A 23,965-nucleotide genomic window follows, 5' to 3' on the forward strand; every position below is an offset into this window, starting at 1 on the left:
ACTTTCAATGAGATTCTCGCGATAGGACATCAAAACAAGGATAATTTCAGATGCTACATTCAACTAATGAGCGTGTTTCCGCTTTGCGTGCTTGGCTCAATGACAACAACTTCGACGCTATCATCATTCCTCACGAAGATGAGTATCTTGGCGAATACGTCCCAGCCCATAACGAGCGACTACACTGGCTGACAGGGTTTACTGGTTCAGCGGGCGCGGCCGTCATCACCCAAGATAAAGCAGCGATATTTGTCGATGGTCGATATACCGTTCAAGTACGTAAAGAAGTACCAGGTGAATTGTTTGAATACCGCCACCTAATCGAAGAACCCGCTCTCGATTGGATTGTTGATAATGTAGCTAAAGACAGCAAAGTCGCCTTCGACCCACGTATGCATAACGCAGCGTGGCTAAATCACGCGCAAGCAACCTTAAGTGCCACTCATCACTTATCCACTCTTGAAATCAATCCAATAGACCTACTTTGGGCAGATCGTCCAGAACCAGTGATCTCTGAAGTAATGTTGATGACAACTGAGCAAGTTGGACAATCTAGCTTCGAGAAGCGCACTCAAATAGCAGAACTCATCAAAAAATCGGGCGCAGACAGCGCGGTCATCACCGCATTAGATTCAATCTGTTGGCTACTTAATGTTCGCGGGCTCGATGTCTCTCGACTACCCGTGTTGCTTTCACATGCTATCTTGCACAGCGACTCAAGCATTGAGTTTTTCCTAGACCCAAGTCGTTTACCACAAGAGTTCAACCAACACTCAGGGCCTAACGTTGAAGTCCATCACCCGGATACCCTTCAAGTTCGCCTGGAAGCACTAGAAGGAAAGCGAGTCCTTGTTGACCCAACCACAAGTAATGCTTGGTTTAAGTTAGTACTTCAAAATAGTGGTGCCAAAGTGGTTAGCGCAGCTGATCCTTGTTTGCTACCAAAAGCGACTAAAAACCCAGTAGAGATCGAAGGCATGAAACAGTGCCACCTGCGTGATGGTGCTGCGATGGTTGAATTCCTTTATTGGTTAGATACCGAAGTCGCTGCAGGACGCCTACATAACGAAGCGAAGCTATCTGACCAACTTGAAAGCATCCGTCGTAAAGATCCAACCTTAAAAGACCTTAGCTTTGATACCATTTCAGCAGCTGGCGGCAACGCAGCCATGTGTCACTATAATCACGAGAATCAGCCTCAACCAGGTGAACTCACCATGGATTCTTTGTACTTAGTCGACTCAGGTGGTCAGTACCTTGATGGCACAACGGACATAACACGTACGATCGCCATCGGCCAACCAAGTACAGAGATGATTAATCAGTTCACTCTGGCACTTAAAGGCCATATTGGCATTGCAAGAGCGCGCTTCCCACAAGGCACTAAGGGCTATCAAATTGACGCACTTGCTCGTCAGCATCTATGGGCAGAGGGTTATGATTATGACCATGGAACTGGTCACGGTGTTGGTCACTTCCTAAGTGTTCATGAAGGACCACAAAGCATTTCGAAGAAACAAATCGATGTATCACTATTGAAAGGTATGGTTCTATCCAATGAGCCTGGCTACTACCGTGCTGATAAGTTTGGCATTCGTATAGAGAACCTCGAATTGGTCGTTGAGTTAGAAACTGAAGGTGATTTCCCAGTCCTTGCATTTGAGTCTCTTACTCGTTGCCCGATTGACTACCGAAACATTAACGTTAATAAGCTGACCAAGTTTGAGCTTAATTGGCTTAATAGCTATCACGAAAAGGTATGGCAGGAAATTAGCCCATTAGTGAGTGACGAAGCTAGATCATGGTTACGCAATGCTACTCAACCTCTTGCCTACAAGAACTAAAAATCTAACGTAAACAAAATGGCTACTCACTCTTGAGTAGCCTTTTTGTTTCACGTGAAACACTCAAACGGTAGGTTGTGCTGAACTACCCTGAATAAGCGTTATGCCAATCTTTCCATACAGGATCAAAACCGCGCTGCTTAATCATGGTTTCAACACTTTGCGCTGAACGTTCATCACTAATTTCAAATTGCTCTAGCTCTACATCTTCTAAAGCGTAACCACCAGGTTGAGTTTTTGACGCCGCAGACATACTCGTAATTCCCAATGGCAACACATTATCTCTGAAGTGCGCGGACTCCCTTGTAGACAGGGAAAGTTCAACTTCTGGATTAAGTAAACGGTAAGCACAAATTAACTGCACCAACTGCTTATCCGACATAACAGATTTAGGCAGCAGCCCACCTTCACATGGTCGTAAACGAGGGAATGAAATCGAATAACGCGTTTGCCAATATGTCCGCTCTAAGTAGTCCAAATGCGATGCAACGTAGAAGCAATCTGTCCGCCAATCTTCCAACCCGATAAGGGCGCCAATACCTATCTTGTCGATACCAGCCTTAGCCAAGCGATCTGGTGTTTCTAAACGGTATTCGAAGTTTGTCTTGTTGCCTCTTAGGTGATGCTCAGCATAAGTCGAAGGATGATATGTTTCTTGGTAAACCATTACAGCGTCAAGACCCAACGTTTTCAGCTCGGCGTACTCATCTTGATCGAGAGGCTGAACTTCCATCGCAAGGTAACTGAATTCTTGCTTAATTTGTGGCAGGGCTTGGCGGAAATACTTCATTCCAACTTTAGTTTCGTGTTCACCAGTCACGAGCAGAACACTGTCAAACTTCATTTTCTTAATGGCTTTTATTTCAGCGTCAATTTCTTCGCTGTTTAGAGTTCGACGCTTGATGCGGTTCTCCATTGAGAATCCGCAATACGTACATGCATTAGCACACAGATTTGAAAGATATAATGGAATGTATAACGCCATCGTATTGCCGAAACGTTGGCGCGTTAGTGCCAAAGAACGTTGTGCCATCTGCTCTAAGTAAGGTTCTGCGGCTGGAGAGATAAGCGCCTTAAAGTCTTCCAAATCGCACTTGGGCTTAGAGAGTGCCCTTTCTACATCAGCTGCAGTTTTTGCACGGATAGACAAAGAAATGTCATCCCAATTCATTTGATTAAATTGCGTAAGAAAGCTCATTAAAAAGCCCCGTTAATCTAAGAAGGCTGTGAGCGGACTGGAAGCAACTGCGTGATCAGCCACTGCAGCCATACCAGATTCGTAAGCAATTCGACCTGACTCCACCGCCATACGAAACGCTCTTGCCATCGCTACAGGGTCTTTCGCTGCAGCAATTGCAGTATTCACAAGTACCGCATCAGCTCCAAGTTCCATGGCATAAGCAGCATGTGAAGGCGCTCCAATACCAGCGTCGACAACAACCGGTACGTTCGCTTGATCGATGATGATTTTAAGGAACTCTTCGGAGACTAAGCCTTTGTTTGAACCTATAGGCGCTCCTAGCGGCATTACTGCTGCACACCCAACTTCTTCTAGCCTCTTACATAACACAGGATCGGCATGGCAATAAGGCAGCACATTAAAACCATCTTTGACCAATTGCTCAGCGGCCTTCAGTGTTTCGACTGGATCTGGCATTAAATACTTAGGGTCAGGGTGAATCTCCAGCTTTAGCCAATTGGTTTGAAGTGCTTCTCTAGCAAGGTGCGCTGCGAATACAGCATCTTCAGCATTCTTAGCCCCAGAAGTATTGGGTAATAGATTTACTCCGGCCTTTACGATTGGACTCAGAATATCATCGTCTTGGTTGCCGATTTCAACTCTCTTAAGTGCCATAGTCGCAAGCTCAGAACGAGACTCGATAATGGCATCAATCATGAGCTGATTGTTGGCAAACTTTCCTGTACCCGTGAATAGACGAGATTGAAACGTTTTATCTGCTATTTTTAACACAGTTAACCTCCTGCGAATGCTTGAAACAGTGAAATGGCGTCGCCTTGATTAACTTGGGTTGTATTCCAATTGCTACGAGGGATTACGACATTGTTGATTGAGAAAACGCAGCCTAGTTCAGGTAAACCAAACTGCTGGATAATATCGCTAAGCGAAGCACCTGATAAGATTGACTCTGCTTCACCGTTAATTTGTATTTCTATACAAGACATTGCTTTACTCTATTTGCTATTAGCCGCTTGCTTGCTTTGAGCAAGTGGTGCACTGCGAATCTTTTGTAATTGATAATTGCTGCCAATCCATCGATTTGCCATCAAACATCTTTATCGTGTTGGTAGACAGTAAGAACTCACCTATCGAGATTTTCTGAATCGCGGCTAGCGCTTGGAGATTGCCCATCGTGCCGACCACAGGGCCGACAATACCGCCGGCCGTGCAATTCATTTCTTGAGGTAGCTCATCAAACGGGTAAGCACAACGATAACAAGGTACATCATCTCCGGTGAAATCAAATACAGATAGTTGCCCCTGCCAACCTATCGCCGCTGCAGTCACCAGAGGTGTTTGAGAGTTAAAACAAGCTTTATTAATTGACTGCCTTGTCGGCATATTGTCACAACAATCTAGTACCAAGTCAGCCAGCATGACTTCGAGCGAAAGTTGACTATCATCCATTCGCTTTCCGACTGTTCGTACTTGGCAATCAGGGTTAATGTTGGCTACTTGTTTTTGTACCGATAGGACTTTCGACTGCTCTAAATCACTTTGGCGATAAATCACTTGGCGCTGTAGGTTACTGCTGTCAACAGCATCGTCATCAACAATAACGAGTTTCCCTACTCCCGCAGAAGCAAGGTACATAATCGCCGCACTACCTAACCCCCCACATCCAATCACTAACACATGGCTGTTAAGTAATCTCTGTTGGCCTACTTCACCAATGTCTGACAAACAAACTTGTCTTTGATAGCGAAGAAACTGGCTATCCGACAACATGTTGTTTTTCCTTGTCTATACAAGATTGTGGTTTATTGATGAGCGAGTTAAACCAATCAACGACCTGTTGAGGTTGATCTGCCAAAGTAATTGCGCGAACGACAGCAAGACTGGTCACTCCACACTCCCAAACTTGTGGTGCAGTATTGCTATCAATTCCACCGATTGCCACTGTCGGAAACCCAAGATCGTTGTGATAAGGAATAGTATCGATTAACTGTTGATAAAGTTTAAGGCGCACTAAACCTTGAGGCTTTGAAGGCATTTCCTTAGTTGTGGTTGGGAAAATATGCCCCAGTGCAATGTAGCTCGGTGAAATTTGGCAAATACGCATCAACTCATAATACCCATGAGTAGATAAACCAAGTTTGATGCCAGCTTGAGATAGAGAAACTAAATTTGATTCTTCGATATCTTCCTGACCTAAGTGGACGCCGTATGCTCCATGCTTGATAGCCAGTTGCCAATAGTCATTAATAAAGACTTGCGCATTGTATTCTCGTCCTAGGCGAATTGACTTACTTACTTGATGTTCTAAGTCTGGAAGCTCGCTGTTTTTGATTCGTAGTTGAACCGTTTTAACACCCATTTTTAGAAGAGCTTCGATCCAATCAGCACTGTCAACAACCGGGTATAAACCTAGCTTTTCCTTAGCCATTTGTGGGAATTGAATACTATGCTCACCTACTCCCCAACCAACATGAATGCCTAGCTGATCGAGTTCCAATATTGGTGTCGGATAATCTTCAAACTGGGTCGGCCATGTTTCACGTGAAACATTCATTGCCGCTCTTGCAACCATTAAAGCATCTTCTATCGGGAAATCTAATGCCAATAAAGCCACAACCCAACTGGAATGTCGCTCAACTTCATTTTCACTGATTGTGGATGCTGATTGAATCGCACGTTGAGATGTAGGCCCGCGCCAGATATCTAAATACCGAGTGGTAATTTCTGCCGACTCACCAAGAGCCAAGTCCAAATTGAACTCGACATTAATATATATGTGGTGAGGCTCAACAACATTTCGCTGCAGTAGTGTATCGAAGCGTTCGATGGAGTAATCCAGAAGCACATCTTGGTGACTATCTGAAGTATGACACTGATGAGAACGCTTTATACCTATAGTCTGAAGTTGGCCTTCAAGGCCAACTTCAAGATACGGAGTTGAGCTTACACCCAACTCGATATCCTCAATAGCGAAGCCATAGGACTTCGCTACCAATAAGCATTGCTGTATCTCACCCGTTAAGTTTATATTTTGGGTTGGTATAAGGATTTTCACTTTTCGCCTTCAAGTTCGAGTGATTTGCTATCAACCACTGGATGGTAAAGCTCAGAGCCAGTTTCAAGGAACTCTTTGGACTTCTGACGCATACCTTCTAATGGGTCGTCTAGCATTTTGATTTCTATTGCCTGATCTGCCGCAACTTGCTCCGTGTCTTTTGCGTATTCGCGAACCTCTTGAGAAATCTTCATTGAACAGAACTTAGGCCCACACATGGAACAGAAGTGCGCCACTTTTCCAGATTCCTGAGGAAGGGTCTCATCATGGAAAGCGCGAGCTGTTTCAGGGTCTAATGACAAATTAAATTGGTCTTCCCAACGGAATTCAAAGCGCGCTTTTGACAGAGCGTTATCGCGGATTTGTGCACCAGGGTGACCTTTTGCCAGATCAGCGGCATGAGCAGCTAATTTGTAGGTAATTAAGCCTGTTTTTACGTCTTCCTTACTGGGTAGGCCTAAGTGCTCTTTTGGCGTCACATAGCAAAGCATTGCACAGCCATACCAGCCAATCATCGCAGCGCCGATTCCTGAGGTTATATGATCATAGCCAGGTGCTACATCTGTGGTTAATGGGCCAAGAGTATAGAAAGGTGCCTCGTGGCAATGCTCCAACTGCTCTTCCATGTTCTCTTTGATCATGTGCATTGGAACATGCCCAGGGCCTTCAATGATGACTTGTACATCGTACTCCCAGGCTACTTTGGTTAACTCGCCAAGGGTACGTAGTTCCGCAAACTGAGCTTCGTCGTTCGCATCTGCAATCGAGCCTGGACGTAAGCCATCACCAAGGGACAGCGCGACATCGTACTTAGCACAAATTTCACAGATCTCTCTAAAGTGAGTGTATAGGAAGCTTTCTTGGTGGTGAGCTAGACACCATTTCGCAATGATAGAACCACCACGAGACACAATGCCAGTCACACGCTTAGCTGTCATTGGGACATAACGCAGCAGCAAACCAGCATGGATAGTGAAGTAGTCAACCCCCTGCTCGGCTTGCTCTATCAAAGTATCACGCATTACTTCCCAGTTAAGGTTCTCTGCAACACCATTCACTTTTTCCAGAGCTTGGTACATTGGTACAGTACCTATTGGCACAGGGCTGTTACGTAAAATCCATTCACGAGTTTCGTGAATGTTTCGCCCAGTCGAGAGATCCATTACTGTATCCCCACCCCAACGCGTCGCCCAAACAAGCTTTTCTACTTCTTCTTCAATAGAAGAGCTAACCGAAGAGTTGCCAATGTTTGCATTTACTTTAACTAAGAAGTTGCGGCCAATGATCATCGGCTCAGCTTCAGGGTGGTTGATATTGGATGGAATGATTGCACGACCTTCAGCGACTTCTTTCCTAACAAACTCAGGAGTGATCTCTTTAGGTAGATTAGCACCAAAGTTCTGCCCAGGATGTTGATGGTTAAGTTGCTCATCGGCATACTTGCGACGCCCCATATTTTCGCGAATAGCGATATACTCCATTTCGGGTGTAACAATCCCCTTACGAGCGTAATGAAGTTGGGTGACGCAAGCGCCTTCTTTCGCTTGGCGGATGCGCGGTAAATTGCCATAGCGCAGCTCATCTAGAGTTTCGTCTTCCAAACGAGATTTAGTATAAACAGAGCTCACATCATCAAGTAATTGAGTATCTTCACGCTCTTCAATCCAGTGTTCACGGAGCTTTGGCAACCCTTGGTATAGGTCAATGGTATGAGTAGGGTCGGTATAAACACCAGAGGTATCATAGACGTGAATTGGCTCATTAGGCTCAAAAACAGGTTCTTCTTTGGTACCACCAATCAAGCTATCTGCTAGCTTAATTTCTCTCATTGGTACTTGGATATCGCTACGTGTTCCTTCTACGTAGACTTTAGATGAGTTTGGATATGGCTCTACCGACAATGAATCGATGAACTGTTTAGCTTCCAGTCTTGCTTGTTTACGACTCGACATAGCATTTTTCCTTGCGTGTAATTATTTACTTTGGATAAAAATGCTTGGCGGATTGATGCTACAAGAGCGATCACTCGGACGAGTAATCAGATGATAGAATAACCAGATGGATCTCTAGTTTAGTATCTTCTCTTGTTCCCTTCGCAGGTATTAGCCTGATCAGGTTCAACGGATCCCGAGTTAACGGTCTCAGCCTTATGGCACTCCGACAAGTGAATTTTATTATATGGAATCGAGTAGGATTTACAAACCCGATTTGTATACTTTTTGCTTAGTTTTTGTTCACGATTTGATCAACAACTGAAATCCTACCCAAGCGGCAGAAATACTGAGCACAACGTTGAGTAAGACATTCAATCCCATTTTGAAAAATGCGCCCTGCTGCATAAGCAACACGTTATCCATTGAGAAAGTTGAGAAAGTAGTCAGTGCACCTAGAAAACCTAAGCCTATAATTTGCCTCCAAGGTTCAGTCGCTAATAGTTCATTCTCAAACGCCGCGATTAGTAGACCCATAGCAAACGAACCAATTACGTTGACTGTGAGCGTTCCATATGGGAACCCTCTACCAAACAGTGCAACACATAGTTCGGAGACTAGATAACGTGAGCACGCACCAAATGCCCCACCTAATGCAATGAAGCCGAGTATTGATAGTTGTCCCATAATATTCCCCAAATTTTTGTATGGCTATTTTAGCGTTTGATACAAAATATGCGAGAAATCAAACTAACATACGTAGAATAATAACTTGATTACTAATCTACTTTTAAAAAGTTACAGGTGTCACTTAACTTCAATATAACCCATCAGCCCAGTCTTCATATGTTCAATGACATGACAGTGGTACATCCAACGTCCAGGGTTATCTGCGACAAATGCGGCCTTCGCCGATCCGTTTTTACCGAGCAACACCGTGTCGGTATGGAATGGTTCTGATAGTTGTTTTCCATCAAGTTCCAATACGGTAAATGTATGGCCATGAAGATGGATCGGATGGTGATACTGAGTGACATTTCTAAGATTGAAGATATAAGTCTTGCCTAGCTCCAACGATGCTAATGGTGCGGGTATATTACCTTTACTCATACCTTCCCATGCACGCCGATTCGTCAGCCAAAATGTCGGCTTCGATTTACCATCTTTGCCCGTTGGAGATATAGCACCTTCCCATTCAAAAACAAAGTCAACCTGCTGAGCGTTTTTAATATCAAGCTCAGGTACGGGGTTTAGTGGCAAAGCAGGGAGTTCCTTACCTTTTGGTAGACTGGAATCGATAATCTCAAATTCACATAGCGGGAAAGGAAATCGCCCTTTCATTTGTCGGACGTATACGCGCTTCCCAGGCTCTGGCGCGATTAAGCCGACATCAACCCTCATCCCTGGCCCTATTTTATGCTCAGATAGCTTATAGGGGCTTCTAATGGGGTTCCCATCGATTGCAATCACCCACGCTTCTGTACCTTCAATTGCTATAGGGTAGGTAATTGTATTATCGACGTTAGCAATGCGCAGCCTCACTGTCGCATTGGATTTAAGAGTATAAACGGGCTCATGTACACCATTCACTGTTCCCCACTCGCCCGGAGTCCCCATTCGAGCGCTAAGGCGAGGAATCATTAAATCTTTCCACTGACCTTGTTTATCTAAATGCCAGTGTTTGAGCATCAAGTCATATTCTTCATCAAACTCAACAGGAATTGCTTCTTCAATCACAATCAACCCAACGAGCCCCATTCCCAGCTGCTTAACGCTGTTCATATGCGGGTGGTACCAAAATGTACCGGCATCTGGTGGAGTAAATTCATAATCAAAGGTTTCACCTGGCATGATAGGAGGTTGACTTAAAAAAGGCACACCATCCATTTCAATAGGGATTCTTAAACCATGCCAGTGAATTGTCGTTGGCTCAGAGAGTCCATTAGTAAAACGGATCACTACCTTTTCACCTTGCCTACAACGAATTGTAGGTGCAGGGATGGTACCGTTAAAGGCAAGTACACTGGTCTTATTGTCACCAACCAAGCGTGCAGTAGAAGGCTCTGCAGTAAGATAAAAAATTTTGTTGGAACCCTCGTTTTGTATCTTGGTTAATGAGCAAGCAGGCAATGCAAATAGAGCGGCTACAGCTGAAGAACAGCGCAGAAAATTCCGGCGAGTTGTATCCATCAAAACAATCCATTCTAGTGAAATATCACAATTTTATATCACTAATGAAAATCATTCTTAATAAGGCGTTATAAATGTGGGTGGTGTCTTAACAGACTTAAGGGTAACGACAAATACCATAAAGATTTATAGCTACTAATTAGATATAAGAATAAAGAGAGCCGAATACTAGTAATATTTTTATATTAGCGTAAACGAAAAAGCCCAGTCTTTTGACTGGGCTTTTTAATAAATAGCGAGTAGTTGAGACTCAAATTTTCCGATTCTGCATGACAGACCGCATTCCTTTTAACATCACCTAACTGACTGAACGACTACTCTGTTTTGGTAAACCGCTACTTCTATTTGTTCCAAATGCAAAAAGACCTCAGCATTTCTGCTGAGGTCTCGAAATAAATGGCGGAGTGGACGGGACTCGAACCCGCGACCCCCGGCGTGACAGGCCGGTATTCTAACCAACTGAACTACCACTCCGCAGTGGTATCACTCGCCTGAGCAAGTGTCCAAAATTTAAAGCCTGGCGATGTCCTACTCTCACATGGGGAAGCCCCACACTACCATCGGCGCTATTGCGTTTCACTTCTGAGTTCGGCATGGGATCAGGTGGGTCCACAACGCTATGGTCGCCAAGCAAATTCTTAATTCGGAAAACTGATTTTAAGTTCTAGTTATACACATTCAATGTTCTATTTGAGTCCATCAAAACCCCTTGGGTGTTGTATGGTTAAGCCTCACGGGCAATTAGTACAGGTTAGCTCAACGCCTCACAACGCTTACACACCCTGCCTATCAACGTTCTAGTCTCGAACAACCCTTTAGGACGCTTAAAGCGCCAGGGAAGACTCATCTCAGGGCTCGCTTCCCGCTTAGATGCTTTCAGCGGTTATCGATTCCGAACTTAGCTACCGGGCAATGCGTCTGGCGACACAACCCGAACACCAGAGGTTCGTCCACTCCGGTCCTCTCGTACTAGGAGCAGCCCCCTTCAATCTTCCAACGCCCACGGCAGATAGGGACCGAACTGTCTCACGACGTTCTAAACCCAGCTCGCGTACCACTTTAAATGGCGAACAGCCATACCCTTGGGACCGACTTCAGCCCCAGGATGTGATGAGCCGACATCGAGGTGCCAAACACCGCCGTCGATATGAACTCTTGGGCGGTATCAGCCTGTTATCCCCGGAGTACCTTTTATCCGTTGAGCGATGGCCCTTCCATACAGAACCACCGGATCACTATGACCTGCTTTCGCACCTGCTCGAATTGTCATTCTCGCAGTCAAGCGGGCTTATGCCATTGCACTAACCTCACGATGTCCAACCGTGATTAGCCCACCTTCGTGCTCCTCCGTTACTCTTTGGGAGGAGACCGCCCCAGTCAAACTACCCACCAGGCACTGTCCTCAACCCAGATAATGGGTCTAAGTTAGAACATCAAACATACAAGGGTGGTATTTCAAGGATGGCTCCAACGATACTGGCGTACCGTCTTCAAAGCCTCCCACCTATCCTACACATGTAGGCTCAATGTTCAGTGCCAAGCTGTAGTAAAGGTTCACGGGGTCTTTCCGTCTAGCCGCGGGTACACTGCATCTTCACAGCGATTTCAATTTCACTGAGTCTCGGGTGGAGACAGCGTGGCCATCATTACGCCATTCGTGCAGGTCGGAACTTACCCGACAAGGAATTTCGCTACCTTAGGACCGTTATAGTTACGGCCGCCGTTTACCGGGGCTTCGATCAAGAGCTTCGACCGAAGTCTAACCCCATCAATTAACCTTCCGGCACCGGGCAGGCGTCACACCGTATACGTCATCTTACGATTTTGCACAGTGCTGTGTTTTTAATAAACAGTTGCAGCCACCTGGTATCTGCGACTCTCAATAGCTCCATCCGCAAGGGACTTCACCGTCAAGAGCGTACCTTCTCCCGAAGTTACGGTACCATTTTGCCTAGTTCCTTCACCCGAGTTCTCTCAAGCGCCTTGGTATTCTCTACCCGACCACCTGTGTCGGTTTGGGGTACGATTCCTTACAATCTGAAGCTTAGAGGCTTTTCCTGGAAGCATGGCATCAATGACTTCACTACCGTAGTAGCTCGACATCGTGTCTCAGCCTTAAAAAGAGCCGGATTTACCTAACTCTTAAGCCTACGCACTTGAACCTGGACAACCGTCGCCAGGCCCACCTAGCCTTCTCCGTCCCCCCATCGCAATTGTAAGAAGTACGGGAATATTAACCCGTTTCCCATCGACTACGCCTTTCGGCCTCGCCTTAGGGGTCGACTTACCCTGCCCCGATTAACGTTGGACAGGAACCCTTGGTCTTCCGGCGAGGAGGTTTTTCACCCCCTTTATCGTTACTCATGTCAGCATTCGCACTTCTGATACCTCCAGCAGGCTTTACAACCCACCTTCAACGGCTTACAGAACGCTCCCCTACCCAATGCGATAAATCGCATTGCCGCAGCTTCGGTGTATAGCTTAGCCCCGTTACATCTTCCGCGCAGGCCGACTCGACTAGTGAGCTATTACGCTTTCTTTAAATGATGGCTGCTTCTAAGCCAACATCCTAGCTGTCTAAGCCTTCCCACATCGTTTCCCACTTAGCTATACTTTGGGACCTTAGCTGGCGGTCTGGGTTGTTTCCCTCTCCACGACGGACGTTAGCACCCGCCGTGTGTCTCCCGGATAGTACTTACTGGTATTCGGAGTTTGCAAAGGGTTGGTAAGTCGGGATGACCCCCTAGCCTTAACAGTGCTCTACCCCCAGTAGTATTCGTCCGAGGCTCTACCTAAATAGATTTCGGGGAGAACCAGCTATCTCCAGGTTTGATTGGCCTTTCACCCCTAGCCACAAGTCATCCGCTAATTTTTCAACATTAGTCGGTTCGGTCCTCCAGTTGATGTTACTCAACCTTCAACCTGCCCATGGCTAGATCACCTGGTTTCGGGTCTATATCCAGAAACTCGACGCCCAGTTAAGACTCGATTTCTCTACGGCTCCCCTAATCGGTTAACCTTGCTACTGAATATAAGTCGCTGACCCATTATACAAAAGGTACGCAGTCACACCACGAAGGTGCTCCTACTGCTTGTACGTACACGGTTTCAGGTTCTATTTCACTCCCCTCACAGGGGTTCTTTTCGCCTTTCCCTCACGGTACTGGTTCACTATCGGTCAGTCAGTAGTATTTAGCCTTGGAGGATGGTCCCCCCATATTCAGACAGGATATCACGTGTCCCGCCCTACTCGATTTCACTGATTATGATGTGTCGGTTACGGGGCTATCACCCTGTATCGCGAGACTTTCCAGACTCTTCACCTGCATCATTAAAAGCTTAAGGGCTAATCCAATTTCGCTCGCCGCTACTTTCGGAATCTCGGTTGATTTCTACTCCTCCGGGTACTTAGATGTTTCAGTTCCCCGGGTTCGCCCTGTTAACCTATGTATTCAGTTAACAGTAACTGCTTATGCAGTTGGGTTTCCCCATTCGGAAATCCCAGACTCAATGGTTTTTACTACCTAATCTGGGCTTATCGCAAGTTAATACGTCCTTCATCGCCTCTGACTGCCAAGGCATCCACCGTGTACGCTTAGTCACTTAACCATACAACCCGAAGGGGTCTTTACGTATGGCAAACAACCAAGGTGTGTCTCTCATTATTTGAATGAGCGAGAGACATTCGATTTTGCCGGACTCAAATATGAATAACTCGAAAGTTATTCCCAAGAACACTTGAATGTGTGTTGGTACCTACATCTCTAAGAGACATAGGATTTGAGAACTTTTATTTGAATAACATCAATCAAATGTTATTCGTCAGCTTTCCAAATTGTTAAAGAGCTAGATTCTACTTTCTACTTAAAGAAAGAAACCATTTTTAAGAACACTTACGCAAATGTGCTTAAAGATGGTGGGCGATACCGGGCTCGAACCAGTGACCCCCTGCTTGTAAGGCAGGTGCTCTCCCAACTGAGCTAATCGCCCACATTAGTTTTAATTCCTCGTGGAGAAGAATTTCAAGATGGTGGAGCTAAGCAGGATCGAACTGCTGACCTCCTGCGTGCAAGGCAGGCGCTCTCCCAGCTGAGCTATAGCCCCATTCTTGAGAGTCATTCTTTAAATAAGAATGGTGGGTCGTGCAGGATTCGAACCTGCGACCAATTGATTAAAAGTCAACTGCTCTACCAACTGAGCTAACGACCCAATGGTATCCCGTAGGGGAGTCGAACCCCTGTTACCGCCGTGAAAGGGCGGTGTCCTAGGCCTCTAGACGAACGGGACACTAGTGCGAAATGTCTTGGGGGACATCTCTATCTCTTAAACTTCTTAAACCATATCAATCTGTGTGAACACTCATCGCAATAATCATCGTATAAGGAGGTGATCCAGCCCCAGGTTCCCCTAGGGCTACCTTGTTACGACTTCACCCCAGTCATGAACCACAAAGTGGTGAGCGTCCTCCCGAAGGTTAAACTACCCACTTCTTTTGCAGCCCACTCCCATGGTGTGACGGGCGGTGTGTACAAGGCCCGGGAACGTATTCACCGTAGCATTCTGATCTACGATTACTAGCGATTCCGACTTCATGGAGTCGAGTTGCAGACTCCAATCCGGACTACGACGCACTTTTTGGGATTCGCTGACCATCGCTGGCTCGCCGCCCTCTGTATGCGCCATTGTAGCACGTGTGTAGCCCTACTCGTAAGGGCCATGATGACTTGACGTCGTCCCCACCTTCCTCCGGTTTATCACCGGCAGTCTCCCTGGAGTTCCCGACATTACTCGCTGGCAAACAAGGATAAGGGTTGCGCTCGTTGCGGGACTTAACCCAACATTTCACAACACGAGCTGACGACAGCCATGCAGCACCTGTCTCAGAGTTCCCGAAGGCACCAATCCATCTCTGGAAAGTTCTCTGGATGTCAAGAGTAGGTAAGGTTCTTCGCGTTGCATCGAATTAAACCACATGCTCCACCGCTTGTGCGGGCCCCCGTCAATTCATTTGAGTTTTAATCTTGCGACCGTACTCCCCAGGCGGTCTACTTAACGCGTTAGCTCCGAAAGCCACGGCTCAAGGCCACAACCTCCAAGTAGACATCGTTTACGGCGTGGACTACCAGGGTATCTAATCCTGTTTGCTCCCCACGCTTTCGCATCTGAGTGTCAGTATCTGTCCAGGGGGCCGCCTTCGCCACCGGTATTCCTTCAGATCTCTACGCATTTCACCGCTACACCTGAAATTCTACCCCCCTCTACAGTACTCTAGTGAACCAGTTTCAAATGCAGTTCCGAGGTTGAGCCCCGGGCTTTCACATCTGACTTAATCCACCACCTGCATGCGCTTTACGCCCAGTAATTCCGATTAACGCTCGCACCCTCCGTATTACCGCGGCTGCTGGCACGGAGTTAGCCGGTGCTTCTTCTGCAGCTAACGTCAAACACCAAGAGTATTAATCTTAATGCCTTCCTCACTGCTGAAAGTGCTTTACAACCCGAAGGCCTTCTTCACACACGCGGCATGGCTGCATCAGGCTTTCGCCCATTGTGCAATATTCCCCACTGCTGCCTCCCGTAGGAGTCTGGACCGTGTCTCAGTTCCAGTGTGGCTGATCATCCTCTCAGACCAGCTAGGGATCGTCGCCTTGGTGAGCCATTACCTCACCAACTAGCTAATCCCACCTAGGCGTATCCAATAGCGCAAGGCCCGAAGGTCCCCTGCTTTGCTCCGAAGAGGTTATGCGGTATTAGCCATCGTTTCCAATGGTTATCCCCCTCTACTGGGCAACTTCCTAGGCATTACTCACCCGTCCGCCGCTCGACGCCGTTAACGTTCCCCGAAGGTTCAGTTAACTCGTTTCCGCTCGACTTGCATGTGTTAGGCCTGCCGCCAGCGTTCAATCTGAGCCATGATCAAACTCTTCAATTAAAGTTTTGTTGAAGCTATAAGCTTCGGCTCAATGAATACTGATTACATTTTCTTTGCTTATAAAAAGCAGAGTAATGTGAATTGACTGTGCCAAGCTGTCCTTTCAAATAAAAAGACGACTCGTTTGGTCACTCAGTTCATTGATAAATCTTTTGGATTATCATCAACGAGTGCCCACACAGATTGATAGGTTTAAATTGTTAAAGAGCTTTCCGAACTGAGCTGCGCTCAAAACGGACGGCCATTTTAGCGAGTTAAGTTTTAGTGTCAACCACTTTTTTCAAAACTTTTTTAAGCACTTGGCTTAGCTATTTGACCTTGCTGATTGGGCTCTCGTTCCTTGTGGAGCGTTGCCGTGTCAGCGAGGGGGCATTATAGAGATCGCCATCACATTGGCAAGCCCTTTTTCGAGTTTTTTTTGATTTTTTTATTGTTCGAGTAAAAAACGTGCAAAAGGGACTAAAACTGGTGTTTTAAGCTACATATTTACAAACTTTTTCGCGAATAAAGACACTTTTTTCCAGTTGGTATATTCAACTTCTTTACTGGTATCCGTTTCACCACCTGTCATCGTCATAATGAAACGAATCATTACTCGATCGAACCATTTATAGCGTGGGTAGTATAAAGCACCAGCAAACACACCTATTAACTCGGGCTGCCAAGCTGACTTAGTCAAAAAGGTCTTAATATATGCGCTGCCTTCGGGCGTATCTTTCCCTTGGTCTTCTTTTCTTGCTGTCAGGTTTACACAAAAGAACGCCACTTTGTTTTGCTTAAGCTGCTCAATATTGTTTTCAATAAATTGGTATAGCTTCTTATTGAGGTGGCCATAGCGAATCGAAGCGCCAATAAGAACTCTGTCATACTGCGTAAAATCGACTCTATCTACAGAGTGAAGATCGACAACTTCACATTCAAATTCGGATAACTCTTCCTCTATATAGTGGAGAATCTTCTTAGTTTGTCCTTCACGACTCGAGTAAAGAAATAAAGCTTTCATGACTTTTTGTCCTTAGCTACGCCAAAATGTTGGAGTAAGTAAAATAAGTAAGGTAAAGATTTCGAGACGACCGAATAACATTGAAACAATCAGAACCCATTTAGCTTTGTCGTTAATCTCACCAAAATGCAGGGCAACTTCACCTAAGCCAGGGCCAAGGTTATTCAAAGTAGCGGCAACGGCAGAAAACGCACTAAGCTCATCAATCCCTGTTGCGATTAAGGCCAACATACAAACCACAAATACCAACGCATATGCAGAGAAGAATCCCCATACAGCATCAACGACACGCTGGCTCAATGCAGTTCCTCCGACTTTGATGGTGTAGACCGCTCTTGGGTGGATTAGACGCTTCATCTCACGCGCACCTTGCAAAGTAAGCAGCAAGATACGTATCACCTTCATGCCACCACCAGTCGAACCAGCACAACCACCAATAAAGGATGAGAACAGCAACAGTACCGGCAGAAACAATGGCCATTCCGAGAAGCCTGTTGTCGTAAAGCCTGCCGTAGTTGAAATAGAAACCGTTTGGAACAACGCCTGATCGAAAGCATCGTAAGTGGAGTCGTAAGAGTGGTGGTTTAGCAATACAAGAAAACACACTACGAACAGCACGGCCTGGATAAATAAGAAAGCCCGAAATTCTGGATCTTTCCAATAATATTTTGGATGAACGCCACCAGACGCAAAGGCTGCGAAGTGAAGTGAGTAGTTACACGCTGAAATGAGTAGAAAGACTACGGTAATCATATTGATTGCGTAGCTATCAAAGTAGCCCATGCTCGCATCATGGGTAGAGAAACCACCAATGGCAATCGTTGAGAAGCTGTGACTAATGGCATCGAATGGGGACATGCCCGCTAACCAAAATGCCAATGCACATGCGATAGTTAAGCTCAGATAGATATACCACAGCGCTTTTGCTGTCTCGGCAATCCTTGGGGTCATCTTACTGTCTTTGACAGGGCCAGGGATCTCAGCTCGGTAAAGCTGCATTCCACCGATACCTAGAACCGGCAGTATGGCTACAGCAAGTACAATGATACCCATTCCACCAAACCATTGCAGAAACTGGCGATAGAACAAGATTGCTTTGGGCAAGTCATCAAGACCAACGATTACAGTCGCCCCGGTAGTCGTTAATGCTGAAAAGGATTCAAAGAAGGCATCTGTAACTGAGACACTCGGATTGTCAGACAACAGAAAGGGAATTGAGCCTGCACTACCGATTACCGTCCAAAACAGAACAACAATAAGAAAGCCATCACGTGCTTTCAGTTCATGCTTGTGTCTTCTATTTGGAAACCAACACAGCCCGCCGAAAAACAGGAGAACAAAAAACGTCGTGACGAATGGTACACCCGCACCGTCGCGATACAGTAACGCGACGAAAGCAGGTGCCAGCATAGAGACACTAAATAGCGCGAGCAGCAGCCCGACGATTCGGATGATTGAACGAAATTGCATTATTGTTGAATTGAAGCAGTGCTTCCTGACTTCCTAGTTATCTTTTACTGGGGTGACAATTGCCTTTGCACCACTCTTATTAACGATACTTTGAGTGAAAGCATCAACATGACGCAATTCAATCTCTAATACCAATAGCACTTGATCGCTATATTGCGCTTCAACCTCTACGGCTTCAAACTGAGCCATAACGGACTGTGCGATCGGCATAAACCCATAGTCTAACGCTAGGTTTAATTTTGTGGTTATTTTTTTCTCGATTGTTTGAAGCAGCTTAAGCGCTTGTTGAACCCCGCCGCCATATGCTTTTACTAACCCACCAGTACCTAGCTTAATTCCACCAGAGTAGCGCGTCACAACCGCAGAAATTTCCCCAACCCCAGAGCCAGAAAGTTGAGCCAAGATAGGTTTGCCTGCGGTCCCAGAAGGTTCACCATCATCACTGAAACCCCATCTCATCGAGTCTTCACTTCGCCCAGCGACAAATGCCCAACAATTATGCCTTGCCGCTGCATGCTGTACTTTGACCTGGTCTATAAATGCTTTAGCTGCATCTACACTTGGAGTATGGGCAAGTTGTGTGATGAAGACGCTTTTTTTTATTTCTTCTTCAAATGTCGCGCTTGCAGCAGGAACAAGATAGGGCTGATCGTTCATAGGGTTAGTTCAGTGAATTCAATGCCGCAGAGTGTATCACGTGCTGAATAATAAAGTGGCAATGATCTGCACCAACGCACAATGTTAAACACTTGTTTAAAAAATGTATTGAATTTAACCAAATCGACGTTCACACTAGAACAACTGGTCTAACCAGAAGTAACACAACTATCAATAAGTACAACAATACTCTCACACACAATCTAGCATTGTATGTCACGGAGATAGACGATGATTTACCAAGCCAACACCCTACAGGTAAAGGAACTACAAGACGGTATCGCGGAGCTTAGCTTCTGCTCTCCACAATCCGTAAATAAGCTTGACCTTGCTACCCTAGAATCTCTCGATAAAGCACTGGATGCCATCAAAGCAAAAAGTGATATTCGCGGGCTTATCCTCACTTCAGACAAAAGCGCCTTTATTGTGGGTGCTGATATTACTGAGTTTCTAGGCCTATTTACAAAACCCGAGGAAGAACTTGATCAGTGGCTTCGATTTGCGAACAGCATTTTTAGTAAGCTGGAAGATCTCCCATTCCCTACTCTTTCGGCACTTAAGGGGCATACCCTAGGTGGCGGATGTGAGTGTGTACTCGCTACCGATTTCCGCATTGGTGACAAAACCACCAGCATAGGATTGCCAGAAACCAAGCTAGGTATTATGCCTGGGTTTGGTGGCTGTGTTCGTCTACCAAGAGTAATCGGCGCAGATAGTGCGATGGAAATCATTACTCAAGGTAAAGCATGCAGAGCAGATGAAGCACTCAAAGTGGGATTGCTTGATGCTATTGTTGAGTCGGACAAACTGCTTGAGTCGGCCATCAATACCGTTTCTGCCGCTGCCAACGAAAAACTTGATTGGCAAACCAGAAGAAAACAAAAAACATCAGCGCTTTCTTTGAGCAAACTAGAAGCGATGATGAGCTTTACTATGGCTAAAGGGTTAGTGGCACAAAAAGCAGGACCACATTACCCAGCACCAATTACATCAGTTATAGCCATTGAAGAAGCAGCGCGCAGCGCTAGAGATGAAGCACTAGATATTGAGCGTAAGCACTTTATTAAGCTGGCGAAGTCAGAAGAAGCGAAAGCACTTGTTGGCCTATTTCTTAACGATCAGTACATTAAAGGGCTAGCGAAGAAAGCTGCAAAATCAGCAAGTAAAGACACTCAACGAGCAGCAGTGCTTGGCGCAGGAATTATGGGTGGCGGCATCGCATATCAGTCGGCACTGAAAGGTGTACCTGTTCTGATGAAGGACATCGCGCAAGCCTCGCTAGATTTAGGCATGACAGAAGCCTCTAAGCTGCTGAATAAACGCCTATCTAGAGGTCGGATTGACGGTTTTAAGATGTCTGGCATCTTAGCGTCAATCACACCAAGCTTACATTACGCAGGAATCGAGCAATCTGACGTTATCGTTGAAGCGGTCGTCGAGAACCCGAAAGTCAAAGCTGCGGTCTTAAGCGAAGTAGAGCAACATGTCGATGACGATACGGTGATTACATCAAACACGTCTACTATTCCAATCAACCTATTGGCTAAATCACTGAAGCGACCAGAAAACTTCTGTGGTATGCACTTTTTCAACCCAGTGCACCGTATGCCACTGGTCGAAATCATCCGTGGTGAGCACACTTCTGATGAAACCATCAATCGCGTAGTTGCTTACGCGGCAAAAATGGGTAAATCACCAATTGTCGTTAACGACTGCCCAGGGTTCTTCGTAAACCGAGTGCTCTTCCCATACTTCGGTGGCTTCAGCATGCTACTTCGTGATGGTGCAGACTTCACTCAGGTCGATAAGGTTATGGAACGCAAGTTTGGCTGGCCAATGGGCCCTGCCTACTTACTTGATGTTGTTGGCCTAGACACAGCCCACCACGCTCAAGAGGTCATGGCGCAAGGTTTCCCAGAACGAATGGGTAAACAAGGCCGTGATGCGATAGACGCGCTATTTGATGCGAATAAGTTTGGTCAGAAGAATGGCAGCGGATTCTACAGCTACAGTGTGGATAAGAAAGGTAGACCGAAGAAGTCATTCTCTGATGAGATCTTGCCTATCTTAAAAGACGTGTGTAGTGAAGCACAACAATTCGACGATCAAACCATCATCCAACGTATGATGATTCCAATGATCAATGAGGTCGTATTGTGTTTGGAAGAAGGCATTATCGCGACCCCACAAGAAGCCGATATGGCACTTGTATATGGTTTAGGTTTCCCTCCATTCCGTGGCGGAGTGTTCCGTTACCTAGATAGCGTGGGTATCAGTAACTTTGTGGAAATGGCCAAAGGCTATCAAGACCTTGGTGCAATGTACCAAGTACCGCAAATGCTGATTGACATGGCAGAGAAAGGCGAAAGCTTTTACGACGCCCAACGAGTTAGCTCGTTATAACCCACATTTGGAAAAGGAATAGCAAAATGAATAATGTAGTTGTTGTTGATTGCCTTCGTACCCCAATGGGACGCTCCAAAGGTGGGGCATTCCGCCATACTCGTGCAGAAGACCTTTCCGCACACTTAATGAAAGGCATTCTAGAACGTAACCCTCAAGTTAACCCAAGTGAGATCGAAGACATCTACTGGGGCTGTGTACAGCAAACTCTTGAACAAGGCTTCAATATTGCGCGCAACGCAGCTTTATTGGCTGGTCTACCAATCGAAATCGGTGCAGTTACCGTCAACCGCCTTTGTGGCTCTTCAATGCAAGCACTTCACGATGCAGCGCGTTCGATTATGGTCGGCGATGCGGAAATCTGTTTGATTGGCGGTGTAGAGCACATGGGCCATGTTCCTATGACTCATGGTGTCGACTTCCATCCAGGTATGTCGAAGAATGTTGCTAAAGCGGCAGGCATGATGGGCCTCACCGCCGAAATGCTTGGTAAGCTGCATGGCATCAGCCGAGAACAACAAGATGCCTTTGCGGCACGCTCACACGCTCGTGCTCATGCAGCGACGGTAGAAGGACGTTTCAAGAATGAAATCCTACCAACAGAAGCACATGCCGAAGACGGCTCACTGTTTACTCTCGATTACGATGAAGTGATTCGCCCAGAAACCTCTATTGAGGGTCTATCTCAACTTCGCCCAGTATTTGACCCTGCCAATGGTACGGTAACAGCGGGAACATCTTCTGCGCTATCTGATGGGGCATCAGCTATGCTGCTGATGAGTGAAGAGAAAGCGAATGAGTTAGGGCTGACCATCCGTGCTCGAGTCAAATCAATGGCTATCGCGGGCTGCGATCCTTCTATTATGGGCTACGGCCCAGTACCTGCAACCCAAAAAGCACTTAAACGTGCAGGGTTGTCAATTGAAGATATGGATGTCATTGAGCTTAATGAAGCCTTTGCTGCTCAATCTCTACCGTGTGCGAAAGATCTTGGCTTACTCGATGTTGTCGATGAAAAAGTAAACCTCAACGGCGGTGCTATAGCGCTAGGCCACCCACTAGGTTGTTCTGGTTCTCGTATTTCAACCACCCTAATTAACCTGATGGAAGCAAAAGATGCTAAATATGGTTTAGCGACCATGTGTATCGGCCTTGGACAAGGTATCGCTACGGTATTTGAGCGACCTTAGTCAATCCTTTAGAACCGAAAAGCCAGTGAATATTCACTGGCTTTTTTATTGGTGTGGCATTCCCAATAGCCTTCGCCCTAGGCCTTCAGCCAATCATGATGTAACTGCTGACTGCTGCCAAGATAGTCTACCATCCACTTAATTAACCGGTGATTATCGTCCTTTCGCCATACCAAACAACACTGACTGAGCGGCTTATCTTCGGGCAACGTTTTCTCCACCAGCACACCGTCAGAGATAAGCGGTTGCGCGATATGGCGAGGCATGTACCCCACTCCAACGCCGCTTTTCAAACACTCTATAGCGCTGTACCAATTGGGCAGTAACAGCCTTCTTTGGCTTGGGTAATGGACAGTATGTCGCTTAGGCAACACGCTAGATGTGTCATCCAAACAGATAGCTGGAAACTGGCTAACAAACTCTTCGGTCAAATTTTGTTCTCGGACACATGGATGGCAGGGCGACATGACAAATGCCCAATCAAGAATCCCCATATCTCTGACTTCAAAATCTCCACCAACGGGAACGGCAGAAGTCGCACCAATGACAATATCTGCTCTTCCCTGTGCAATCGCTTCCCAAGAACCATTAAATACCTCCATGTTGATTTGCAGTTCTGCAAATTCAAACTTGCGGTAAAAGTCCTCAATAAGAGGCTTCATCTTGTCGAGTTTAACCACATTGTCCAATGTTAGTTTTAGTGTTTTCTGCCAGCCATGCGCTGCACGTTTGGTTTGAGCTTTAACCTCTTCCATATGGCGCAACATAATTCGGGCTTCTGTTAGAAAAAGTTCCCCTGCCGGTGTCAACTCTACCTTTCTGGGCAAACGCCTGAACAACACCACATCCAAGTCTAACTCTATTTGGCGCACGCCATAACTGATCGCAGAAGGGACTTTATGCAAAACCTCAGCAGCAGCGGTAAAACTGCCTAGCCGAGCAACAGTATCGACCATTTCCAGTGAAGATTTAGAGAACATATATCTTTCAAATTTTTTGATTCATAACCAACAATTTTAGCGCTTAATTTCTTTCTTTACCAAAAATAGAATGACGCGGTACTCACATAGGGTTTGGTATCAATCAATTTAT

At 46.1% G+C, this 23,965-nt stretch carries 15 protein-coding genes, 5 tRNA genes, 3 rRNA genes and 1 riboswitch; of the genes, 3 read left to right on the plus strand and 20 right to left on the minus strand.

Features of this window, described 5'->3' with window-relative positions; translation table 11 throughout:
• Nucleotides 1-50 precede the first annotated feature (50 nt).
• A complete protein-coding gene (locus J4N42_RS14150) occupies nt 51-1,844 on the plus strand; it encodes an aminopeptidase P family protein (protein ID WP_252028857.1) in 1,794 nt (597 codons plus the stop codon).
• 85 nt (nt 1,845-1,929) lie between these two features.
• Here J4N42_RS14150 and thiH read toward each other — a convergent pair whose 3' ends face one another.
• The 19 genes from thiH to J4N42_RS14245 form a co-directional block, all read right to left on the minus strand.
• Complete coding sequence (gene thiH / locus J4N42_RS14155; RefSeq protein ID WP_252028858.1) at nt 1,930-3,042, minus strand: 2-iminoacetate synthase ThiH; 1,113 nt, start codon at nt 3,040-3,042, stop codon at nt 1,930-1,932.
• Nucleotides 3,043-3,054: 12 nt separating this feature from the next.
• Nucleotides 3,055-3,816, minus strand: coding sequence for a thiazole synthase (locus J4N42_RS14160; protein WP_252028859.1), 762 nt, complete (start codon nt 3,814-3,816; stop codon nt 3,055-3,057).
• A gap of 2 nt (nt 3,817-3,818) precedes the next feature.
• Nucleotides 3,819-4,028, minus strand: a complete 210-nt coding sequence (gene thiS, locus J4N42_RS14165) for a sulfur carrier protein ThiS (RefSeq protein WP_252028861.1) — start codon at nt 4,026-4,028, stop codon at nt 3,819-3,821.
• A gap of 19 nt (nt 4,029-4,047) precedes the next feature.
• Entirely contained in the window at nt 4,048-4,812 is a 765-nt protein-coding gene (locus tag J4N42_RS14170; RefSeq protein WP_252028863.1) for a HesA/MoeB/ThiF family protein, read from the minus strand.
• On the minus strand, nt 4,799-6,097 hold the full coding sequence (locus J4N42_RS14175; protein WP_252028864.1) for a thiamine phosphate synthase: 1,299 nt from the start codon (nt 6,095-6,097) through the stop codon (nt 4,799-4,801). Before J4N42_RS14175 ends, J4N42_RS14170 begins: the two co-directional genes overlap by 14 nt.
• A complete protein-coding gene (gene thiC / locus J4N42_RS14180; protein WP_252028865.1) occupies nt 6,094-8,049 on the minus strand; it encodes a phosphomethylpyrimidine synthase ThiC in 1,956 nt (651 codons plus the stop codon). The genes J4N42_RS14175 and thiC overlap by 4 nt, the downstream gene beginning before the upstream one ends.
• A gap of 119 nt (nt 8,050-8,168) precedes the next feature.
• Nucleotides 8,169-8,267, minus strand: a riboswitch (TPP riboswitch).
• A 64-nt stretch (nt 8,268-8,331) separates the two neighbouring features.
• Complete coding sequence (gene crcB, locus J4N42_RS14185) at nt 8,332-8,715, minus strand: fluoride efflux transporter CrcB (RefSeq protein ID WP_252028866.1); 384 nt, start codon at nt 8,713-8,715, stop codon at nt 8,332-8,334.
• Between the two features lie 120 nt (nt 8,716-8,835).
• Complete coding sequence (locus J4N42_RS14190; protein WP_252028867.1) at nt 8,836-10,218, minus strand: multicopper oxidase family protein; 1,383 nt, start codon at nt 10,216-10,218, stop codon at nt 8,836-8,838.
• A gap of 397 nt (nt 10,219-10,615) precedes the next feature.
• Nucleotides 10,616-10,692: transfer RNA gene (locus tag J4N42_RS14195), tRNA-Asp, on the minus strand.
• A gap of 41 nt (nt 10,693-10,733) precedes the next feature.
• Nucleotides 10,734-10,849, minus strand: a 5S ribosomal RNA gene (gene rrf / locus J4N42_RS14200).
• Nucleotides 10,850-10,938: 89 nt separating this feature from the next.
• Nucleotides 10,939-13,827 (minus strand): 23S ribosomal RNA (locus J4N42_RS14205).
• Between the two features lie 305 nt (nt 13,828-14,132).
• A tRNA-Val gene (locus J4N42_RS14210) sits at nt 14,133-14,208 on the minus strand.
• A gap of 38 nt (nt 14,209-14,246) precedes the next feature.
• Nucleotides 14,247-14,322: transfer RNA gene (locus J4N42_RS14215), tRNA-Ala, on the minus strand.
• A gap of 29 nt (nt 14,323-14,351) precedes the next feature.
• Nucleotides 14,352-14,427 (minus strand) — tRNA-Lys (locus J4N42_RS14220).
• Nucleotides 14,428-14,429: 2 nt separating this feature from the next.
• Nucleotides 14,430-14,505 (minus strand) — tRNA-Glu (locus J4N42_RS14225).
• A gap of 92 nt (nt 14,506-14,597) precedes the next feature.
• Nucleotides 14,598-16,150 (minus strand): 16S ribosomal RNA (locus J4N42_RS14230).
• Together the 16S, 23S and 5S rRNA genes with 5 tRNA genes alongside form the textbook arrangement of a ribosomal RNA operon.
• Nucleotides 16,151-16,628: 478 nt before the next feature.
• On the minus strand, nt 16,629-17,153 hold the full coding sequence (hemG, locus tag J4N42_RS14235; protein WP_252028868.1) for a menaquinone-dependent protoporphyrinogen IX dehydrogenase: 525 nt from the start codon (nt 17,151-17,153) through the stop codon (nt 16,629-16,631).
• A 12-nt stretch (nt 17,154-17,165) separates the two neighbouring features.
• The gene (locus J4N42_RS14240; protein ID WP_252028869.1) at nt 17,166-18,623 is read right to left on the minus strand and encodes a TrkH family potassium uptake protein; all 1,458 of its coding nucleotides are present in this window, start codon (nt 18,621-18,623) and stop codon (nt 17,166-17,168) included.
• Between the two features lie 33 nt (nt 18,624-18,656).
• Nucleotides 18,657-19,280, minus strand: coding sequence for a YigZ family protein (locus J4N42_RS14245; RefSeq protein ID WP_252028870.1), 624 nt, complete (start codon nt 19,278-19,280; stop codon nt 18,657-18,659).
• A gap of 231 nt (nt 19,281-19,511) precedes the next feature.
• On the opposite strand from J4N42_RS14245, the gene fadB reads away from it, so the two are divergent.
• Nucleotides 19,512-21,683 (plus strand): fatty acid oxidation complex subunit alpha FadB, encoded by a 2,172-nt coding sequence (fadB, locus tag J4N42_RS14250; protein WP_252028871.1) that lies wholly within the window; start codon nt 19,512-19,514, stop codon nt 21,681-21,683.
• 26 nt (nt 21,684-21,709) lie between these two features.
• Nucleotides 21,710-22,873 carry an acetyl-CoA C-acyltransferase FadA gene (fadA, locus tag J4N42_RS14255; RefSeq protein ID WP_252028872.1) on the plus strand — a complete coding sequence of 388 codons (1,164 nt, stop codon included), beginning with the start codon at nt 21,710-21,712 and terminating at the stop codon, nt 22,871-22,873.
• 77 nt (nt 22,874-22,950) lie between these two features.
• On the opposite strand, the gene punR is transcribed toward fadA, so the two are convergent.
• Nucleotides 22,951-23,853, minus strand: coding sequence for a DNA-binding transcriptional activator PunR (gene punR / locus J4N42_RS14260; RefSeq protein WP_252028873.1), 903 nt, complete (start codon nt 23,851-23,853; stop codon nt 22,951-22,953).
• Nucleotides 23,854-23,965: the final 112 nt, after the last annotated feature.

The sequence above is a fragment of the Vibrio sp. SCSIO 43135 genome (assembly GCF_023716665.1).
Lineage (GTDB): Bacteria > Pseudomonadota > Gammaproteobacteria > Enterobacterales > Vibrionaceae > Vibrio > Vibrio paucivorans.